The organism is Pseudonocardia ailaonensis, from assembly GCF_039531635.1.
In the GTDB taxonomy this organism is placed as follows: domain Bacteria; phylum Actinomycetota; class Actinomycetes; order Mycobacteriales; family Pseudonocardiaceae; genus Pseudonocardia; species Pseudonocardia ailaonensis.
In genome coordinates this window covers 1-20,091 of sequence record NZ_BAAAQK010000008.1, presented here as the reverse complement: position 1 = coordinate 20,091, position 20,091 = coordinate 1, and the positions used below count along the sequence as shown (strand labels likewise).

At 73.8% G+C, this 20,091-nt stretch carries 14 protein-coding genes; 6 read left to right on the top strand and 8 right to left on the bottom strand.

Annotated features, from left to right (window positions below):
* Positions 1 to 779 (bottom strand): AMP-binding protein (locus tag ABD324_RS15920; RefSeq protein WP_344417295.1); only part of this gene is annotated, 779 nt, incomplete at its 3' end.
* Positions 780 to 870: 91 nt separating this feature from the next.
* Here ABD324_RS15920 and ABD324_RS15915 point away from each other — a divergent pair.
* Both ABD324_RS15915 and ABD324_RS15910 read left to right on the top strand, forming a co-directional pair.
* The gene (locus tag ABD324_RS15915; protein WP_344417293.1) at positions 871 to 3,297 is read left to right on the top strand and encodes an FHA domain-containing protein; all 2,427 of its coding nucleotides are present in this window, start codon (positions 871 to 873) and stop codon (positions 3,295 to 3,297) included.
* A 118-nt stretch (positions 3,298 to 3,415) separates the two neighbouring features.
* Positions 3,416 to 4,210: a GIDE domain-containing protein gene (locus tag ABD324_RS15910; RefSeq protein ID WP_344417291.1), complete on the top strand. Its 795-nt coding sequence runs from the start codon at positions 3,416 to 3,418 to the stop codon at positions 4,208 to 4,210.
* Positions 4,211 to 4,370: 160 nt separating this feature from the next.
* Here the strand turns inward: ABD324_RS15910 and ABD324_RS15905 are convergent, their stop codons facing one another.
* Positions 4,371 to 6,017 (bottom strand): S1C family serine protease, encoded by a 1,647-nt coding sequence (locus ABD324_RS15905; protein ID WP_344417289.1) that lies wholly within the window; start codon positions 6,015 to 6,017, stop codon positions 4,371 to 4,373.
* Between the two features lie 112 nt (positions 6,018 to 6,129).
* Here ABD324_RS15905 and ABD324_RS15900 point away from each other — a divergent pair, with 112 nt between their 5' ends.
* Positions 6,130 to 6,603 carry a hypothetical protein gene (locus ABD324_RS15900; RefSeq protein WP_344417287.1) on the top strand — a complete coding sequence of 158 codons (474 nt, stop codon included), beginning with the start codon at positions 6,130 to 6,132 and terminating at the stop codon, positions 6,601 to 6,603.
* A gap of 281 nt (positions 6,604 to 6,884) precedes the next feature.
* Entirely contained in the window at positions 6,885 to 8,147 is a 1,263-nt protein-coding gene (locus tag ABD324_RS15895) for a TMEM165/GDT1 family protein (protein ID WP_344417285.1), read from the top strand.
* A 54-nt stretch (positions 8,148 to 8,201) separates the two neighbouring features.
* On the opposite strand, the gene ABD324_RS15890 is transcribed toward ABD324_RS15895, so the two are convergent.
* Positions 8,202 to 9,401, bottom strand: a complete 1,200-nt coding sequence (locus ABD324_RS15890; RefSeq protein ID WP_344417283.1) for an acyl-CoA dehydrogenase family protein — start codon at positions 9,399 to 9,401, stop codon at positions 8,202 to 8,204.
* Between the two features lie 444 nt (positions 9,402 to 9,845).
* Complete coding sequence (gene sfnG / locus ABD324_RS15885; RefSeq protein WP_344417281.1) at positions 9,846 to 10,958, bottom strand: dimethylsulfone monooxygenase SfnG; 1,113 nt, start codon at positions 10,956 to 10,958, stop codon at positions 9,846 to 9,848.
* A gap of 254 nt (positions 10,959 to 11,212) precedes the next feature.
* On the opposite strand from sfnG, the gene ABD324_RS15880 reads away from it, so the two are divergent.
* Entirely contained in the window at positions 11,213 to 12,007 is a 795-nt protein-coding gene (locus tag ABD324_RS15880) for a DUF1684 domain-containing protein (RefSeq protein ID WP_344417279.1), read from the top strand.
* A 295-nt stretch (positions 12,008 to 12,302) separates the two neighbouring features.
* Complete coding sequence (locus tag ABD324_RS15875) at positions 12,303 to 14,891, top strand: bifunctional lysylphosphatidylglycerol flippase/synthetase MprF (RefSeq protein ID WP_344417277.1); 2,589 nt, start codon at positions 12,303 to 12,305, stop codon at positions 14,889 to 14,891.
* A 178-nt stretch (positions 14,892 to 15,069) separates the two neighbouring features.
* On the opposite strand, the gene ABD324_RS15870 is transcribed toward ABD324_RS15875, so the two are convergent.
* The 4 genes from ABD324_RS15870 to ABD324_RS15855 all read right to left on the bottom strand — a co-directional run.
* Entirely contained in the window at positions 15,070 to 15,900 is an 831-nt protein-coding gene (locus tag ABD324_RS15870) for an alpha/beta fold hydrolase (RefSeq protein ID WP_344417297.1), read from the bottom strand.
* A gap of 91 nt (positions 15,901 to 15,991) precedes the next feature.
* A complete protein-coding gene (mihF, locus tag ABD324_RS15865; RefSeq protein ID WP_344417275.1) occupies positions 15,992 to 16,306 on the bottom strand; it encodes an integration host factor, actinobacterial type in 315 nt (104 codons plus the stop codon).
* Between the two features lie 267 nt (positions 16,307 to 16,573).
* Entirely contained in the window at positions 16,574 to 17,911 is a 1,338-nt protein-coding gene (locus tag ABD324_RS15860; protein WP_344417273.1) for an NAD(P)/FAD-dependent oxidoreductase, read from the bottom strand.
* A 125-nt stretch (positions 17,912 to 18,036) separates the two neighbouring features.
* Positions 18,037 to 20,091: LCP family protein (locus ABD324_RS15855; protein ID WP_344417271.1), on the bottom strand; the 2,055-nt coding region annotated here is incomplete at its 5' end.

Here is a 20,091-nt window from a genome sequence, read left to right as displayed (position 1 = left end):
TCGGCGTCCGCGGAGTGCAGCATCGCCGCGTACATCGTGGGCACGCCCTCGAACACCGTGACCTCGTCCCGGCCGACGACCGCGAGCGCCTTGGCCGGGTCGAACCGCGGGATCAGCGTCAGACAGGAGCCGGCGGCGACCGCGGCGTTGAGCCCGCAGGTCAGACCGAACACGTGGAAGAGCGGCAGGCACCCCATGATGACGTCGTCGGGGCCGATCTCGATCAGCGTCTCGCGGGTGAGCGCGGCGTTGGAGCGCAGGTTGTGGTGCGTCAGCTCGGCGCCCTTGGGCTGCCCCGTGGTGCCCGAGGTGTAGAGGATCACGGCCGTGTCCTCGTCGTCCCGGTCGACCGGCTCGGTGATCGGCGTCCCCGAGAGCTCGGCGGGCCCGAGCGCGGACACGACGACGCCGGTGATGCCCCGGGCGCGGGCGGCCTCGGGCACGACGTCCCCGGAGCCGTCCCAGCCGTAGATGAGCGTCATCTCCGAGTCGCCGATGTAGTACTCGACCTCGCGGGACTTGAGCAGGGGGTTCATCGGGACGACGACCGCCCCGGCGAGCAGCGCGCCGTAGAACAGGACCGGGTAGGCGGGCACGTTCGGCAGCACCAGCCCGACCCGGTCGCCCGGCTCCACACCGCGCGAGCGCAGGTCGCCGGCCACGGCGGCCGCCGCGGCGTGCAGCTGCGCATAGGTCAGGACGTGCTCGTCGAGGCGCACCGCGGGCCGGTCCCCGTGCTCCTGCGCGGTCGCGACGAGGTTCGCGGCCAGGTTCGTCATCGTCGGCTCCGAGAGGTAGGGGTCGGCCGCGAGCGTAGTACCGGCGGGTAACCGCCGCACCCCGCCCGAAGGGTCGGATATCTTCCCCCGCATGACGCCCCCCGCCCTGGAGATCGTCGTCGGTGGGAGGCGCCTGCAGGTCCCGGCCGGCAGGCCGTTCGTGATCGGCCGCGGTCCCGAGGCGGACCTCGACGTCGAGCATCCGCGGGCCTCGCGCCGCCACGTCGTGGTCGAGCACACCGAGCACGGCTGGACGCTCACCGACGCCTCGCGCAACGGCACCTTCGTCGACGGCCGCCGGGTGACCACCCTGCCGCTCGCCGGCCCCGTCTCGGTGCGGCTCGGCGACACCGAGGACTCGGCGGTGGTCCAGGTCCGGCCCGCGAAACCCGCGCAGGCCCCGCCGGACACCCCCGCGCCGCCCGCGGCACCGCTGCGCCCGATGCCCGTCCCGATCCCGAAGGGCCACACGCTCGCGGCCCCCGCGCCGCACCCGGACGGAGTGCTCTCCCGGCAGGGCGGCCAGACCTCGGTCCGGCACGTCCTCTCCACCCGGCTGACGGTCGGCCGGCTCCCCGACAACGACGTCGTCCTCGACGATCTCCTGGTCTCCCGCCGCCACGCCGAGCTGCACCGCACCGGCCCGAGCTGGCGGATCACCGACCTGAACAGCGGCAACGGCACGTTCGTCAACGGCGTCCGGGTCCGCGAGGCGGCGATCACCCCGCGGGACGTGATCGGCATCGGGCACGCGCTGTTCCAGGTGCAGGGCGACCGGCTGGTCTCCGCCGAGGACACCGGCGACATCGGGTTCACGGTGCAGGGCGCGAGCGTCACCACGGACTCGGGCAAGGTCCTGCTCCGCGACGTCTCGTTCGCGCTCACCGGCCGCAGCCTCCTGGCGGTCGTCGGCCCCTCCGGCGCCGGCAAGTCGACGCTGCTGGGCGCGCTGACCGGCGCCCGGCCCGCCGACGTCGGCGAAGTCCGGTACGCGGGCCGCGACCTCTACGCCGAGTACGACGAGCTGCGCCACCGCATCGGCCTCGTCCCGCAGGACGACGTGCTGCACCCGCAGCTCACGGTCCGCCGCGCTCTGCGCTACGCCGCCCGCCTGCGCTTCCCCGCCGACGTCCCCGAGGCGGACCGCGAACGCCGGATCGACGAGGTGCTCGCCGAGCTGAACCTCACCGCCCAGGCGGCCCAGCGCATCGACACCCTCTCCGGCGGCCAGCGCAAGCGCACCTCCGTGGCGCTGGAGCTGCTGACCAAGCCCTCGCTGCTCTTCCTGGACGAGCCCACCTCCGGTCTCGATCCCGGCCTCGACAAGTCCGTGATGCAGACGCTGCGGGACCTCGCCGACGGAACGGACGGGCGGTCCTCGGACGGCGGTTCGAGCGGCCGGACGGTCGTCGTGGTCACGCACTCGGTGCTCAACCTCGACCTCTGCGACCGGCTCCTGGTGCTCGCCCCCGGTGGGCGCGTCGCCTACTTCGGGCCGCCGCAGCAGGCGCTCGGCTACTTCGGCGTGCCGGACTACGCGGAGATGTTCCAGCTGCTCGAGAAGGTGCCGGCCGACACCCTCGCCGCGCGCTACCGGGAGTCGCGCCAGCACGCCGAGTTCGTCGCCGCGCCGACGACCGGGATGGCGCGCGTCGTGGAGCGGGGGGCGCCGTCGGTGGCCCGGCGCCAGCAGGGGTTCCTCACCCAGCTGTCCGTGCTCTGCCGCCGGTACCTGGCGGTGATCGCGGCGGACCGCCCGTACGCGGCGTTCCTGGTGGGGCTGCCGCTGTTCCTCGCGCTGCTCGCCCGGATCGTGCCCGGCTCGTCCGGGCTGAGCACCTCCGAGGCGATCCGGCTCGGCGAGCTGCAGCCCAGCCAGCTGGTCCTCGTGATCACCCTGGGCGGCGCGCTGATGGGCATCGCGGCGTCCATCCGGGAGATCACGAAGGAACGCGCGATCTACGTCCGCGAACGCGGCATCGGCCTGTCCCTGCCCGCGTACCTGCTGTCGAAGCTGCTGGTGCTGGGTGTGGTCACGACGGTGCAGGCGGCGGCGTTCGCGGTGCTCGCGCTCGTCGGGCGGCCGATGCCCGACGGGGCGTCGGCGCTCGGCTCGGGGCTGCTGGAGGTCGTGCTGGCCGCGGTCCTGGTCACCGTGGTGACGATGCTGGTCGGCCTGGTCATCTCGGCCGCCACGCAGAACGCCGACCGGGGCATGCCGCTGCTCGTCGTGGTGCTGATGATCGAGCTGGTCCTGTGCGGCGGGCTGTTCCCGGTCCACGGCCGGGCCGGGCTGGAGCAGGTCGCGTGGGCGGTGCCGGCCCGGTGGGCGTTCGGCATGGCCGCGTCGACCACCGACCTGAACACCGTCGTCCGCAGCGGGCCGGACTCCCTGTGGACCCACGACGCCGCCCACTGGTTCCTCGGCGTGGGGGTCCTGCTCGGCATGGCGGTGCTCCTGACCGCGCTCACCGGGTTCGTGCTGCGGCGGCTGGACCCCGTGCGGCGCCGGAGGTGAAGCGGAGCGGAACCGACCGTCGGTACAGGCGGTGACTGCCCCGTGAGGTGTGGTGGCACCACACCTCACGGGGATCCCGGAAATCCCTAGCGTCGTCCGCAGGCGAGAGGGGACGACCATGCTGGTCTTCGGGATCATTCTGCTGCTGGCGGGTGCGGGCTGCGTGTTCGCCGCGACCCGCAGGCAACGCACGGCGCACGCCATGATGGCGGCGGAGACGTTGTCCGTCCCGGAGCTGCTGGAGCAGCGCGAGATCTCCGCGTCGCTCGGCGCCGAGTTCCGCAAGGTCTGCGAGGTCGTCGGCGAGGCCGTTCCCGCCCCGGTCGGGATGCTGCGCTCCGAGCTCGCCGGGGTCGACTGCGTGTGGTTCGAGCATCGCGTGCAGCGCCGGTACAAGCACTACGACCACGACTCGTCCGCCGGCGACGGGGAGGGCGGCACCCGGGTCACGACGCGCACCGAGACCGTCTCCACCCAGACCTCGCCGCACGGCTGGGCCCTGCTGCGCGACGGGCACACGATCGGCGTCGACCACGGCGGACGCCGCCCCGACGGCGTGGAGCAGGTCGCGGACCGGTTCGAGCCGGCGAACGAGATGCACGGCGCGTTCGCGGCGATGTCGGTGCTCGGCGCGCTGTCGGGCAGCGACCGCGACGAGACGATCGGCTACCAGCACACCGAGTGGGTCCTGCGCCCCGGCACTCGGATGTACGTCCTGGGCGAGGTGGACGACCGGGACGGTCCGCTGGTCGTCCGTCCGCCCCGCGACGCGAAGGTCCCCTTCGTCCTCTCCACGAGGTCGGAGGAGGAGCTGACCTCGAGCGCCCGCAGGGGCCAGCAGATCTGGGCCCGGATCGGGGCGGCCCTCGCCGTCGCCGGCATCGCCCTCGCCGTGGTCGCCCTCGTCCTGTAGCCGCCGCACCGGGGACGGAGGCCGTCGAGGACGGTGGTTCCGCGCGCGGAAAGGCCGGGCGGGGGAAGGTGTCCGCGCCCGGCCTTTCCCGGTACCGGCCGTGAGTGGGGGCCGGCGGGTTCGTGGGGCCGGTCCGGTCGCGTGGACCGGCCCCGGTGGATCAGTTGCCGCCCGAGAACGGGTCGCTGTTGCCGAACGGGTTGAGCCCGCCGAAGGGGCTGCTGCTCCCGCCCGATCCGGAGCCGCCCGACCCGGAGCCGCCCGATCCCGAGCCGCCGCCCGAGCTCGAGCCACCGTTCGTCGTCGTCGCGGCCGTGTCCTTGGTGCTGCCGAGCGTGACGTCGACCGTGCGGGCCGAGGCGCCGCTGCCGACGGTCAGCGTGACCTTGTCGCCGGGGGCGTAGGAGCCGATCCGGGCCACGAGGTCCGTGAAGCTGCTGACGGTCGCGTTGCCCACCTTGGTGATCACGTCGCCCGTCTTGATCCCGGCCGCCTCGGCCGGGCCGCCCGCCGTGACCTGGGCGACGGTCGCGCCGTTGGTCGCTGCCTGCGACTGCGTGCTGCCCTGGACACCGAGGACCGGCTTGGTCGCGCTGCCGGAGTTCATGATCTCCTGCGCCACGCGCCGCGCCTGGTCGACCGGGATCGCGAAGCCGAGGCCCACCGACCCGGTGCTCTGCCCGGCCGTCGCGATCGCGGAGTTGATGCCCACGACCTGGCCGTCGAGGTTCACCAGGGGCCCGCCGGAGTTGCCCTGGTTGATGGGCGCGTCGGTCTGGAGTCCGTTGTAGACGACGCCGGAGCCGTCCTCGCCCTGCACGGCGACCGTGCGGTTGAGCGCGGACACGATGCCGGTGGTGACGGTGCCGGTGAGGCCCTGCGGCGATCCGATGGCGACGACCTGCTGCCCGACCTGGACGTCCGCGGTGCGGCCGAGCGCGGCCGCCGTCAGCCCGGACGCGTTGTCCAGCTTGATGACGGCGAGGTCGTAGCTCGGCGAGGTGCCCACGACCTTGGCGGTGTGGGTCGACCCGTCGGACAGCGTGACCTGGATCTGGCCGCTGGAGCCCGCGACCACGTGGTTGTTGGTGAGGACGTCGCCGTCCGCGGTGAGGATCACGCCCGAACCCTCGGCCGTGCCCTGGCTGGTCTGCACGCGGATGTCGACCGTGCTCGGGGTGGCCTTCGCGGCCGCGGCCGCCACGGTGCCGTTGGTGACGGCGGACGAGTTCTGCGTGGCCGGCTGCCCGGACAGCGTGACGCCCGAGGAGCTGTTGTTCTCCAGCAGCGCGTACGCCCCGCCGAAGCCCGCGCCGCCGCCGACCAGGCCGGCGATCAGCGCCGCGGCCACGATGCCGACCATCGGCCGGGAGCGTTTCGGGGGCTGCTCGCGGTACATCACGGAGGTGTTCCCGCCGGGCGGCGGGTCGTTCGGGCCGCCTGCTCCGGGAGCGCCGGTCCCCGGGGCGCCGGATGCGCCCGCGTAGGGCCCGTAGGCGGGCGCGCCGTAGGGGCGGGAGTCCTGGCCCGCGCCGGTGCCCGCAGAGTGCTGGGCGTAGCCGGGGGTGCCGTAGACGGAGCCGCGGCCGTAGCCGTACGGGGCGCTCTCGGGCCGCGCGTACGGGTTGAGGGCCGGGTGGGTGGCGCCGTCGTACCCGTTGCCGGGGACGGTGCCACCGGCGGGTGCCGCGTCCGTCGCGACGCTGCTCGTGTTCTCGGTCTGCTGGGTGGAGGAGTCCCCGGCCTCGGTGGCGTGCTGGGCAACGTCCCCCTCGGGCCGGGTCTGACCCCGCTGCTCGTCTGTCATGCCACAGACTCTGAACCCCGAAGCTGAGACTTCCCTGTGCTGCGACTGGGAAGTCGCGGGGAACTGCGCGGAACCCTGTTGACGAGCTCGGTGTCAGGACTACCCTGACGGTATGGACGAACTGCTCGAACGTGCCCTCGCCGCCGACGTCACGGCCGCCGCCGCCGCGACCGCCCTCGCCGCGGTGCGCGAGGCCGAGCGGCATGCGGACGTGCTGATCGGCGTCCCGCCGCTGCCCGGCACCTCCGCCTGGGAGGACGAACAGGGCACCGACCTGCCGGACCGCCGGGAGCGCGCCTGGCAGGTCGCGCAGCTGCGGATCGAGCTGGAGGCGGGCGTCGACCCGCTGCCCACGCTCGTCGGCCTGCGCCGCACCGGCGCGACCTGGGACCTGCTCGGCCGCGCGGCCGGGATCAGCCGCCAGTCCGCCCACGAGCGCTGGGCGAAGCGGATCGCGGCGGTGCTGGACGAGGACGAGCAGGCCGAGCTCGGCCCCCGTGCCGGCGAGGCTCCGGGCCCGACGCGCCCGGGCGCCGCCTCGGGCAAGGTCGACGCCCGCGACGCCCCCCTCCTCCCGAACCTCTGACTCCCGCGGGGCTGCCGCAGCCCGGCGGCTCGCGGTGTCGCCGCCGACGTCCGCGCACCCCGTTCGGGGTGAACTGGCTCACTCCCGGAGGTCGCCCTGGATCGATGAGGTAAGGTTTCCGCTGCGAAGGGGAGTAGCTCTCAACGTCGCGGTCGACATACTGGCGGGTCACACCGCCCGGCCGCGCGGCCTGCACCACCAGGCGAGCGAGACCTTCGATCCGGTTCACGTCCGGATCGAAGAGGCCCCGTCTTCCTCGATCCGGCCCGAGGTCGAGGGGTATGTACGTGCAAGGCTTTCTGAGCGCCTTCCTGATCAGCTTCGGCGTGATCTTCGTGGCCGAGCTGGGTGACAAGTCCCAGCTCATGGCGCTGACGTTCGCCACCCGGTACAAGACGTGGCCGGTGCTCGTGGGCATCACGATCGCCACGTCCGTCGTCCACCTGGTGTCCGTCGCGGTCGGCGTCGGGCTGGGGGCGGCGCTGCCGACGGGCTGGATCGCGCTGGCCGCGGCGGTCGCCTTCGTCGGCTTCGGTGCGTGGACCCTGCGGGGGGACTCGCTCTCCGACGAGGAGCAGAACAAGGTCAACAAGAAGGCGCGCTCGGCCGTCGTGGCCGCCTCGGTCGCGTTCTTCCTGGCCGAGCTGGGCGACAAGACGATGCTCGCCACCATCACCCTCGCCACCCAGCACGGCTGGTTCGGCGTCTGGCTGGGCTCGACGCTCGGCATGGTCGCGGCGGACGCGCTGGCGATCGTCGTCGGCCGCCAGCTCGGGAAGCGGCTGCCGGAGAAGGCGATCCGCTACGGCGCCGCGGTGCTGTTCCTGGTGTTCGGCGTCGCCCTGCTGGTCGACGCGATCCAGCAGCTCAGCGGACGCGGTGCCTGGGAGGTCGTGGCGGAGTCGCTCGACCACCACACGGCGGCGTGGATCTCGGCGGGCCTCGGCGTCGTGGCCATCGCGCTCTTCGCGGTCGCGCGCCGCTGGGCCCGCGCGGGGGCTGCCCGCACGTCCTACCGCCCGGAGATCGGGCCCGCCGCCTGGTTGTCCCGTTCCCTCTTCGGGCTCGCGGCGACCGCGGCGATCACCGCGCCCGTGCTCGTGGCGTTCGACGTCGTGCAGCCCATCTCGATGTTCAGCTCGCCCGGCTGGGTCGTCACCGGTGCCGGACTGCTCCTGTTGGGGCTGGCGGTCATGCTCGCCGCGCTCGGCCAGGCCGGGACCGTCCGGCGCCGCGGCAACGTCGACATCGTGCGCAGCGGCCTCTACACGAAGGTCCGCAACCCGGGGCTGACCGGCATGGTGGTCGTCACGGCCGGATGCCTGATCATGGCCCCGACCGTGCTCGGCGTGCTCGCGACGGTGCTCGTGGTCGTCGCGGTGCAGGTGCGGACGCGCGGGGTGCGCGAGCCGTACCTGACGGCGGCGCTCGGCGAGGAGTACGCGGAGTACCTCGCCCGCACGGGCCGCTTCCTGCCCCGCGTGCGCAGCTCGCACCCGACGCGCCCGGGCCTCCCGGAGAACGACCGCGAGCGCATCGGCTGAGCACTCCGTGAGTGGCGATGGTCGCCATGGCGACCATCGCCACTCACGAGGGCCTCAGCTGTACCAGGTGGGTTCGGGCAGCTCGTCGCGGAGCAGGTGGGCGCCCACCTCGCGGCGCTTGTAGGCGACCGGATCGTGCAGGGTGTGGGTTCGGACGTTGCGCCAGAAGCGGTCGAAGCCCAGCTCGGTGGCGGTGGCCCGGGCGCCGAGGCCCTCGAACACCCGGCTCGTCACCTCCAGGGCGACCTCGGTGGCCCGCGCCTTCGCCGCGGCGACCCGCACCTCGTGCGCCCCGCGCTGCTCCGGGGTGACCTCCCACGCGTCCCGGTGGATCGCGAGGGCCTCCTCGGCCACGGCGTCGGCCAGCGCCTCGGCCGCCCACAGCTTGGACTGCAGGTCGCCGTAGAGGTCGAGCTGGTAGGGCTCGTCGACGGCGCGCTCCTGGCCGCCGTGCAGCCACGGGCGGGTCCGGGTGCGGGTGTACTCCGCGGCCTCCTCCAGCGCGCCCCGGGCGATGCCGAGGTAGAAGCTGACGAACACGAGCTGGATCGTCGGCACGTTGAGCGTGTTGTAGGTGCGGGGCTCGAACACCTTCTCGCGGAAGCCCGCCGCCGCCTCCCACGGCACCTGGACCTCGGAGATCGTCACGCTGCCGCTCTCGGTGAGGCGCTGGCCGATGTTGTCCCAGTCGTCGTGGAAGGTGATGCCGGGCTGTGCGCTCGGCACGATCGCGAAGACGTGGGTGTCGGTGCCCTCGAGCACGCCCTCCAGCACCGTGACGTCGGAGACCTTGCTGCCGGTGGAGAAGGACTTGCGCCCGGTGTAGACGATGTGGTCGCCGGCGTCGCGGATCACGACGTCCTCGTCGCGGGGGTTCACCGCCCCGCCGAAGAACCACCTGTTGCGCGTGGCCTCGGCCTCCACGGCCTCGATCTGCTCCGCCGTGCCCACCAGCCGGGCCGCCCAGAACCACAGCAGGTGGTAGCCCAGCAGCTGGCCGATCGAGCCGTCGCCGGCGGCGACCTCGCGGATCACCCGGTAGGCCAGCGGCCATTCCTGCCCGCCGCCGCCGTGCTCGACGGGCCCGAGCAGGGTCACGAGTCCGGAGTCCTTGAGCAGGGCGATCTCGTCGTAGGGGGTCTCGCCGGCGCGGTCGCGCGCCGCGGCGCCTTCCGCGAGGCGGTGCCGGACCTCGGTGGCCCTGGTGAGCCATTCCTCGGCGGTCTTCGGGGTGCGGGTCTCGAGCGTGGTCATTCTGGAGTCCTCTGTGGAGTGTGGGCCGAGAGGAACGTGGGCCACGTGCGGACGGGGTCCGGGCGTGGCCGACGTTCCTCTCGGACGGCGGGTGGGCGCGTGCCGGCGGGCCCGCGCGGAGCGGGGCGTCGGGTGGCCGGGACGTGGCACCGGCGGCCGGAGCGGGCTGGCTCCGGACGCGGGCGCGCGGGCACGCGTCGTGAACGTGTGTTTCGGCCTACGGAAAGTGCCGACTCGCGGGTGGTGGGAGGCCGACCCGCGGGGTGGGCTGCCGACCAGGGCCGGCGGGTGATCGGTGGTTCGGTGCGGTCAGGGGCGCGGGGGCGAGCCTGGGCGCACTCCTTCGGCGATCACGGACAGCTCGTGGTGACGGCGCGGGCGTGGTCGATGACTCGGCGCCGGGTCAGGAGCGGACCGCCCGGCGCCAGGTGCGGCGCGGACATCTCAGGAGCCCGCGACGAGGACGCGGTCCTCGCGGGCGAGCTCCGCCTCCTTCTCCCGGATGATCGGGATGACCTTCTCCCCGAAGTACTCGATCTCCTCCTGGAAGTGGAGGAAGCCCAGCAGCAGCAGGTCGGCGCCGCGGCGCTTGTACTCGATCGCCCGGTCCGCGATCTGCTCCGGGGTGCCGATGAGCTGGGTGCGGAAGCCGTCGTTGTACTGCACGAGGTCCTCGAAGGAGGAGTCCGCCCACATCCCGCGCTTGTCCCCTGTGGAGGAGCCCGCCTGCTGCACGGCGGAACGGAAGCCCTCGACGGCCTCCACGTCGGCCTTCGCGACGATCTCGCGGAGCTGCTCGCGGGCCTCGGCCTCGGTGTCGCGGGCGATGGCGAACCCGTTGAGCCCGAAGCGGACCGAGCGCCCGGCCCGTTCCGCGTGCTCGTTCACCTCGAGCACCTGCTCGGTGAAGCCCTCGTAGTCCTTGCCGTTGGAGAAGTACCAGTCCGCGACCCGGCCGCCGTTGCGGCGGGCGGCGGTCGAGTTGCCGCCCTGGAAGATCTCGGGGTGCGGGCGGCCCGGCACGTCGACCGGCTTGGGCTTCAGGTCGAAGTCGTGGATCCGGTAGAAGTCTCCGCGCAGCTCGGCGTGGTCGCTGGTCCAGATCTCGCGCAGGGCGCGGATGAACTCCTCGGAGCGGCGGTAGCGCTCGTCGTGCTCCAGCCAGGGCTCGCCGAGTGCGGTGAACTCGTCCTTGAACCAGCCGCTGACCACGTTGACCGCCGCCCGGCCGCCCGACAGGTGGTCCGCCGTCGCCACCCACTTGGCCAGGACGCCCGGGTGCCACAGGCCCGGATGGACGGCGGCGATCACCTTCAGCTTCTCGGTGGCCAGCAGCAGGGCGAGCGAGAAGCTCGTGGACTCGTGCTGGTGGTCGGCGCCGTAGGACGCCATGTAGCGGACCTGCGAGAGGGCGTACTCGAACCCGACGCGCTCGGCGGTCTGCGCGAGGCGCCGGTTGTAGTCGATGCCCCAGTCCGTGCGCTGCTCGATCGTGCTGGTCACGAGCCCGCCGGAGACGTTGGGGACCCAGTAGGCGAACTTCAGGGGGGAGGACATGGCTCTCCTGTGCGATGGTCGGGACGCGGGCGGCGTTCAGCGACAGGCGCAGGAGGACACGAGGGCGTGGTCGACGTGACGCCGGCGCGTCAGCAGGTTCGTGGCCACGGACCGACCACACCAGACGGCTCCCGGCGGAGTCAAACGGCCTCCCACATCCCGAACCGGTCCGGACAACTGGGCCGTTCGGCGCAGCCGCCGTCCACGGTCCGGGATGCCGAAATGTCGCGCGCCCGCGGGGCGTTCCGGAGGACATGACGACGACCGAGAGCACGCTGCAGCAGGACTGGGCCACCTGGCACGCGGAGCGCGAGGAGGAACTGCTCCTGCCGCACGGCTGGCTGAGCCTGACCGCGCTGGAGTGGCTCGAGGAGACGGCGCGGGAGATCCCGGGCCTGCCCGGCACCTGGCGCGCGACCGGCGACGGCGGCGTCGAGGTGACGGCCGCGGCGGCGGACGGGCTGGTCACGGGCGGTGCGCCGGTCGACGGCACGGTCCGGCTCGAGCCGCGGGACGGGCTGCCGGGCGCGCTGGTCACGGTCGGGGACCGCAGGGTCGAGGTCGCGCGGCGCACGGACTCCTACGCGCTGCGGGTGCGGGACCCGCAGGCGCCGACCCGCGCCGCGTTCACCGGCGTCCCGGCCTTCCCGGTCGAGGAGCGCTGGGTGGTCGAGGCGCAGTTCACGCCCTACGCGGAGCCGAGGCGGATCACGGTGGGTGCGGTCGTGGACGGGCTCAACCACTTCCCGACGGCGGTGGGCACGGTCCGCTTCACCGTCGACGGTGCGGAGCAGGTGCTGACCGCCCTGGCCGGGAAGCCGGACGGGCTGTCGCTGCACTTCCGGGACGGCACCAGCGGCTCGTCCACCTACGGCGGCGGCCGCATCCTCAAGGTCGCCGCCCCGGGGCCGGACGGGCGGCTCACGCTCGACCTCAACCGCGTCGTCAACCTGCCGTGCGCGCTCACGTCCTTCGCGACCTGCCCGCTGCCGCCCGCGGAGAACACCCTGAGCGCCGCGATCGAGGCGGGGGAGAAGCTGCCGGCCTGATCGGCGCGCGGTGCAGGGCGGCCGGCCCCGGCCGTGGTGCACCGCCCGTGACGATCGCACCCCACTCGGGTGGCCTCGGAGCGACATCCGGGCACCCCGGGTGGGGTGTCTGCGTCCGGGGACCGGCACGTCCACGGGCCACCCGGGGCGTCGAAGAGTGGTTAGCTATGCACCGAAAGTGATGTTTCACTGCTGTTTCCGATCGGTAGTCCTGTTGGTGCGCAGCCGAACCGGTGGCGTGTGCCCGATCCGGCCCCCGGGATGCGACAGTGATCCCGGACAGAAGGGAGGTGGCATGACGGTCGACGGTCCGGCTCGCGCCGACACGTCCGCGACCCTCCTCCCGGAGGACGCCGTCCCGGCCCCGCTCCCGCGGATCCCGTGGTACCGCCAGGCGCTCCGCTACCCGGGCCACGCGCCGCTCACCGTCGCGGTCGTGATCGGGATCTGGGTGCTCGGGGCCTGCACCGGCAGCCTGTGGAACGGTCCCTCCGCGGTCCTGGCCGCACACGTCGGCGCCGGGATCGACCCGCTCGCGCACGGCGTCTGGTGGGGCCTGCTGACCTCGGCCTTCTGGTGCCAGGGCCTGGACTCCTACATCCTCTCGACCGGCATGATCATCGCGCTGCTCCCGATCGCGGAGCGCCGGATCGGCAGCGGTCGCACCGCGGCGCTGGCGGCCCTGGTGCAGGTCGTCGGGTCGCTGCTGGGCCTCGGCGTGGTCTGGGTGCTCGACCACGTCGCCGACGGCCGGTGGGCCGACCAGCTGGTCGCGTCCGTCACGGTCGGGCCCGGCACCGCCGTCGTCGGCACCACGCTGGCGGTCAGCGCGGGCATGGCCGCCCTGTGGCGGCGCCGGCTGCGGCTCGGCCTGGTCATCGCGATCGTGGTGTTCGCCCTGTACTCCGGCCTGCTGGGGGACGTCCTGCGGCTCACCGCGGGACTGTTCGGCCTGGCGCTCGGGTTCGTCGTCCTGTGGCGCCGCGGCGGCATGACGATGTCCCGCGCCCCGTCCCGCCCCGAGTCCCGCGTGCTCGTCGCGCTGATCGTGGCCGCCTCCGCGCTCGGGCCGCTGATCGCCGCGTGGGCCCAGACCCGCGTCGGGCCGCTCTCCGTGCTGCGCTTCGTGTTCGCCGCCCCCGCCCCGGACCCCGGCACCGTCTCCCAGATCTGCGACGCGGCGCGGGCGATCGGGGAGGTCCGCGGCCTGCGGGAATGCTCGGAGCTCACCGCGCGGCTGCGCTTCACGGGCCTCGGCGCCGGCCTGATGTCGATCATGCCGGTGCTGTTGCTCCTGGTCGCCGCGGAAGGGCTCCGGCGCGGCCGGCGGGCCGCGTGGCGGATGGCGCTCGGGCTCAACCTGGGCCTGGCGGCACTCGGCCTGCTGATCGCGTCGAGCCCGATGGAACAGCGGGTGATCGTCGGGGCGGTCGCGGGGGGCACCCGGCTGCACGCGTTCGCGCTCATCGCGCTGCCGCTGCTGCAGCCGCTCGCCGTGGCCGTGCTGCTGATCTGCTCGCGGCGGCTGTTCGACCTGCGTGCCCCGGTGGGCACCTACCGCGGCCTCATCCGGCTGGCGCTCGCCACGTTCGTCCTGCTCTCGGTGGTGTACGTCGTGGGCGGGCTGCTCGTCGCGGGCGACTACGAGCCGCGCCCGGGCCTCGCCGAGCTGCTGGCGGACCTCCCGCTGCGGTTCGTCCCGCCCGGGTTCCTCAGCGGTGTGCCGCCGGCCTTCCTGCCCACCAGCGTGGTCACCACCGCCCTGCACGACTGGACGGGCACCCTGTTCTGGCTGGTCGTGGCCCTCGCCGGGCTGCGGGCGTACACGCGCAACCGGCTGCGCGCCGCCGAGCCGGACGTCGCCCGCGTGCACGAGCTGATCACCGCCGGGGCGGGCGGCTCCCTGCAGTACATGGCCACCTGGTCCGGGCACACGTACTGGTTCGCGCCGGACGACGCCGCCGCCGTCGCCTACCGGGTGGTCGCCGGCGTCGCCCTGACGACCGGTGGGCCGGTCGGCCCGGCGTCCGCGGTGCCCGGCGCGGTCGCCGGGTTCGCGAAGCACTGCCGCGAGCAGGGCTGGACGCCGTGCTTCTACAGCGTGGACTCGCGCGTGGTCGACGCCGTCCGCCCGCTCGGCTGGGGCGCGGTCCAGGTGGCCGAGGAGACCCTGCTGCCGCTCGCGGACCTCGCGTTCACCGGCAAGAAGTGGCAGGACGTGCGCACCGCGCTGAACAAGGCCGCCAAGGCCGGGATCACCGCCGAGTGGACGACCTTCCGCGGGGCGCCGCTCGCGGTCAGCGAGCAGATCCGGGAGATCAGCGAGGAGTGGGTCGCGGACAAGGGGCTGCCCGAGATGGGCTTCACCCTCGGCGGCCTCGACGAGATCGACGACGACGAGGTGCGCCTGCTCGTCGCGATCGACGAGGAGCGCTCGGTACACGGCGTGACCAGCTGGCTGCCGGTGCACCGCGACGGCGAGATCGTGGGCTGGACGCTCGACTTCATGCGCCGCCGCTCCGACGACGCCGCCTTCCGCGGGGTGATGGAGTTCCTCATCGCCTCCGCGGCGCTCACGTGCAAGGAGGAGGGCGCGGAGTTCCTGTCGCTCTCCGGGGCCCCGCTGGCCCGCCTGGACCGCGGGGATCCCGTCGCGGGCCTCCAGAAGCTGCTCGACGCCATCGGGCGCCGCCTGGAGCCCGTCTACGGCTTCCGTTCGCTGCTGGCCTTCAAGGCGAAGTTCCAGCCCGTCTACCGGCCGCTCTACCTCGCCTACCCGGACCCGGCGACCCTGCCCGCGATCGGCAACGCGGTCGGCCGCGCCTACCTGCCGCAGCTCAAGCCCGCCCAGGCCGCCGCCCTGGCCCGCGCCGTGCTCCGCTGACGGTGTGAGTGCTCCCTAGGGAGCGTCTGACGGACCCCCGCCGGCCCGCGACGCCCCAGGCGGGCACCCCGCGGCGGTGGCGCCGAACCCGAATACGCCCGGTATGAGGGCCCGGCGCCGCCTTGCGGGGCACCCACCTGGAACGCCGCGGACTCGACGGCGATCCGTCAGACACTCCCTAGCGGACGTCCCCGCAGGTGTGGCCGAGCAGGGCGTTCGCGAGGGGCTCGAGGAGACTCGGGGCCAGGGCGTGGCCCAGGCCCTCGACGGTCATCAGGCGGGAGCCGGCGATGGTCGCGGCGAGGTGCGCGGCGTGCGGGGGCGGGTTGACGGGGTCCTCCGGAGCCTCGATCACCAGCGTGGGGACGGAGACCTCCCGCAGCTCCGCGGCCCGGTCCAGGCCGTCGGTGTCCGCGGCGGCATGGGCGGCGGGGGAGTCCGTGCGGCCCGAGTGCTCCATGATCCGTTCCTCGAGGGCCCGGAAGGCGGCGGCATCGAACGGGGCCACCCGGCCGTTGAGCAGCCGCCAGTGCTCCACCCGCCAGGTCAGCTCCTGCTCGCGGGTGCGCTCGTCGGTGAGCTCGCCCCAGAGGCGCAGGAGCGCGGGATCGGGCCCGGGGAGGCCCTCGGTGCCCTCCAGGGCCGCCGAGCAGAACACTGCGGCGCTCAGGAGCCGGTCCGGGTGCTCCACCAGGAGCAGCTGTACGAGCGTCCCGCCGAGGGACATCCCGGCGACGTGCGCGCGGTCGACGTCGAACGCGTCGAGCACGGCCACGGCGTCGTCGGCGAGGTCGCGCAGGGCGTAGGGCCGCTCGTCGAAGGCATGGGTGGAGCGGCCGGTGTCGCGGTGGTCGTAGCGGATCACCCGGTGGTGCCGGGCGAGCCGGGCGAGCAGCTCGTCGGGCCAGGTCAGGCCCGAGGCGTTCGCCCCCATCACCAGCAGCAGCGGCTCGCCGGGCCCGGGGATCTCCTCGGCCCACACCTGCACGCCCGGGGCGACCTCGACCATCAGCTCCACGGGGGAAGCCTAGGAAGCGGCCCGGACACACCACCGCCCGGGCCGGCGGGAGGCCGGACCGGGCGGATGGTGGGACCTGCGACTAGCTCTTCAGCTCGTCCAGCAGCGCCTGGCGCTGGCGGTCGCCGAGGCCGGCCGCGCGGCGGGACGCGTCGATCCCGGTCTTCTCCAGCAGCTGGGAGACCTTCGCGGGGCCGTAGCCCGGCAGGCTCTTCAGCAGGTCGGCGACCTTCGTCTTGCCGACGATCTGGTCGGTCTTGGCGCGCCCGAGCACGGCGGGGATGGTCTCCTCGCCCTTGGCGATCTTGTCGCGGAGCTCCTTGCGGGCCGTCCGTGCGGCGGCCGCCTTCTTGAGCGCCTCAGCGCGCTGCTCGGGGGTCAGCGTGGGCAGTGCCATGTGACGTGCTCCTCTCGTCTCCCATCGACCACCCGCGGAGAGGGGTGCGTCGGTGGTCGTTCCTGGTACAGCGTGGCCCATAGAGTGTCAGAGCCCGCGGAGCGCCACGCGGACAACCCCCATGTCAGAGCCCTTTTCTCGACGAAAACGGTGTCACGGAACCGTCAGCGGCAGGTTCCGCACGACCGGCGGTCGGCCGGAGGCGGGACCGGACGTCCGTCCGGAGCGTCCGAACGGACGCGATCCGGGCCTGCCGGACGGCGCCGGTCAGGCCGCCTCGTGCCGTTCCGCGATCTCCTGGGCCCCGGTCATGCTGATCAGCCGGTGCCCGCGGTTGCGGGCGTAGCGCAGCGAGCGCACCCAGTTGTAGAGCGTGCCGAGCCGGTTGCCCCAGCCGATCAGGAACATGATGTGCACGTAGCACCACAGCAGGTAGGCGACCCAGCCCGTGACCTTGAAGCCCATGGCGTCGGCGACGGCCTGCCGGGCGCCGATGGTCGCCATCGAGCCCTTGTCGAAGTACTTGAAGGGCGCCGGGGTGGTGTGGTCGCCCTTCACCCGGTTCGCGATCTGCTTGCCCACGTACGTGCCCTGCTGCATGGCCACCTGCGCCACACCGGGCAGCCGGTCGACCGTGGTGACCATGTCGCCGATCGCGTAGACGCCCTCGGCGCCGGGCAGGCTGCAGTCCGGGTCCACGGCGAGGCGGCCGGCCCGGTCGGTCTCCGTGCCGGTGGCCTTGGCCAGCACCGCGGCGAGCGGCGAGGCCTGCACGCCCGCCGCCCAGATCTTGGTCCGGGCGATGATCCGCTCCTCGCCGCGGGGGCCCTTGACCGTGATCGCCTCGGAGTCCATGTCCGTGGCGGCGGTGTTCAGCCGCACCTCGACGCCCATCTTCTCCAGCTGACGCTGCGTGTACCGCTGCAGCTTCGGGGCGAAGGGCGGGAGCACCGACGGCGCCGCGTCGAGCAGGATGATCTTCGCCTGGCGGGTGTCGATCGAGCGGTACTCCTTGGGCAGGACGTACTGCGCCAGCTCGGCGAGCTGGCCGGTGATCTCCACACCGGTCGGCCCCGCGCCGACCACGACGAACGTGAGGTAGGCCTCGCGCTCCTTCTCGTCCGTGGCGAGCTCCGCGAGCTCGTACGCACCCAGGATCTGGCTGCGCAGCATCCGGGCGTCCTCGATGCTCTTCATGCCCGGGGCGTGCTCGGCCCATTCGGGGTGCCCGAAGTAGGCGTGCGTCGCGCCACCGGCGACCACCAGGTAGTCGTACGGCAGGTCGAGCTGGTCGGCGCTCGGGGTGGCCGCGTGGACCACCTTGCCGTGCACGTCGATGTCCACGACCTCGGCGAGGAGCGTGCGGATGTTGCGCTCCTTCTTCACCACGCGGCGCAGGGCCGGGGCGATCAGGCCGGGGGAGAGGATCCCAGTCGCGACCTGGTAGAGCAGCGGCTGGAAGAGGTGGTGGTTCGTCCGGTCGACCAACGTGACGTCGACGTCCGCGTGCCCCAGTGCCTTGGCCGCGCGGACCCCGCCGAACCCGCCGCCGATCACGACGACGCGAGGACGCCCGGTCCGGTCCGAGTTGCTCACGGTGCTCACGTCTTGGTGCCCTTCAGGCTCGCTGGTCGCCCGATCGGCTCTCGGCCGGGCCCGGACGTCTGTGTACCGCAGCCCGGGCGACGTTGCAGGACCACGCGCTAGCAGAGTAGACGCTGCCCGCGGGCCTAGTTCCCGGCGGCGTCCGAACCGGCGTCCGTGCCCGCGTCGTCCGACGGGCCGCTCGTCGTCGCGGCGATCGCGCACGCGTCCGCGAGCTGGGTCGGGGCGGCCGAGGCCGGCGGTGCCGTCGTCGTGGCCGCACCGCTGCGGGACGTCGTCGTGGGGGGTGCGGTGGTGGTCGTCGGCGCGGCCGCCGCGGGCGGCGGGTTGATCGCGTCCTGCACGACCTTGCGCATGTAGGTGACGTCCGGCCGCCCGGTGTCGAACTTGCCGTCCTTCTCGCTCGGGTCCGGCAGGCTCGGGTCGAACGAGATGCTCTGCAGGCTGAACCCGTCCCCGGCCAGCGAGACCAGGGCGGGCAGCACCTCCTGCGGGATGTTCGTGTCGACGTTGTCCTTGGTCGCCTGCGCGACCTGCTGGAAGTTCGTGAGCAGCGTCGCCGGGCTCTTCTGCTGCAGGACGGCCTGGATGAGGCAGCGCTGGCGGCTCATCCGCTGGTAGTCGTTCGAGTCCCGCCGCGAGCGGGCGAACCAGAGCGCCTGCTCGCCGTCGAGCTTCTGGACGCCGGGCTGGATGTAGCCGTCCGGCTTGACGTGCCGGCCGTCCGCCGTCACGCCGTTGATCGGCAGGGGCACGGGCCCGACGTCCACGGTGACCCCGCCGAGCGCGTCGATCAGGGTGGAGAAGCCCGCCATGTTGATCTCGAGGAAGTAGTCGATCGGCAGGCCGGTCATGTACGAGATCGACGACTGCAGCAGGTTCAGCCCGATGTCGGGCGTCGGGCCGGCGGGCGCGAGCTGCGGGTACTCGTGGGCGTAGGCGTAGATGGCGTTGAGCAGGTAGTTCCCCGACAGCGGGTCCTTCGGGTCGTGGAAACCCTGGGGGAACTTCTGGGCCATCGGGGTGCCGGGCGGGAACTGGGCGCGCTGGATGTTGCGCGGCAGGCCGAAGATCGTGGTCCGGCCCGTCTTGGTGTCGATGCTGGCCAGCATCATCGTGTCCGTGCGGGTGCCGGTGCGGTCGGGGCCCGCGTCCGAGCCCAGGAGCAGCACGTTGAGCCGGCCCTTGCCGATCGCCTCGGCGGCCGACGTGCCGCCCTCGCCGCCGCTGAACAGGTCGTTGAGCAGGGAGCGCTGGGAGTTCGCGAGGTCCGCGGCGTACCCGAACGGCACGGCGACCACGAGACACAGGACGGCCGCGACCCCGGCCCCGAGGATCCGCTTGCCCATCCCCAGGCCGCGGGGACGGGCCAGCGCGTAGGTCCGCGCGATCACCGCCATCCAGGCCAGCGCCACCACGACCGCCCCGACGATGAACACGACGAGCGACTTGGTGGAGAGCACGGACTCGAGCAGCGTGGTGCGGCGCACGAGCAGGGCGGTGCCGACCGCACCCGCCACGAGCAGCAGGAACAGGCCCAGCAGGAGCCCGCCGGTGCGCCGGCGGCGCAGGATCAGGTGCCCGGAGCCCGGCACGACGGTGGACGCGGCGGTGGCGGCCAGCGCGGCACCGAGCGAGCGGCGGGCGGTGCCCCCCGCCGAGCCCGACCCTGCCGAGCCCGACCCTGCCGAGCCCTTCGTCGCGGAACCGTTCGGGCCGGTCCTCCCGGTGCGCTCGACCGGCGGCTCGGCCTCGGCGTGCTCGGCCCGGAGGCGGGCGGCGCGCTCGGCGGCGCGCTCCGCGGGGCCGCCCTCGGCGCGCCTGGGCCGGGCGGTGTCGCCGGGCCCGAGCATCGTCTCGGTCGGGGCGGCGCCGGGGCCCGTGGGCCGGAGCGGGGGGCGGCCGGGGGGCTCGGTGGACCGGGGTGGGGCGGGCCGGCCCGCCGGTCCGGTGCCGGGCCGGGCCGGTGCCCCCGCACCTGCGGACGCGCCGGGTCGGGCGCGGTCTGCCGGGGGACGGGGGTCGGGCGCGCGGTTCCCCGCGGCCCAGGTGTCCGACCTGCGGGTGGCGGGGCCCTGCGGGCCCTCTCCGGGGGCGGCGGCACGCACGGGGACGTCGGGGCGGGAGGCGCCCGGCCCGGCGTCACCGGCTCGTGGCCGGCCGCCGCGGGGCTCGGCGGG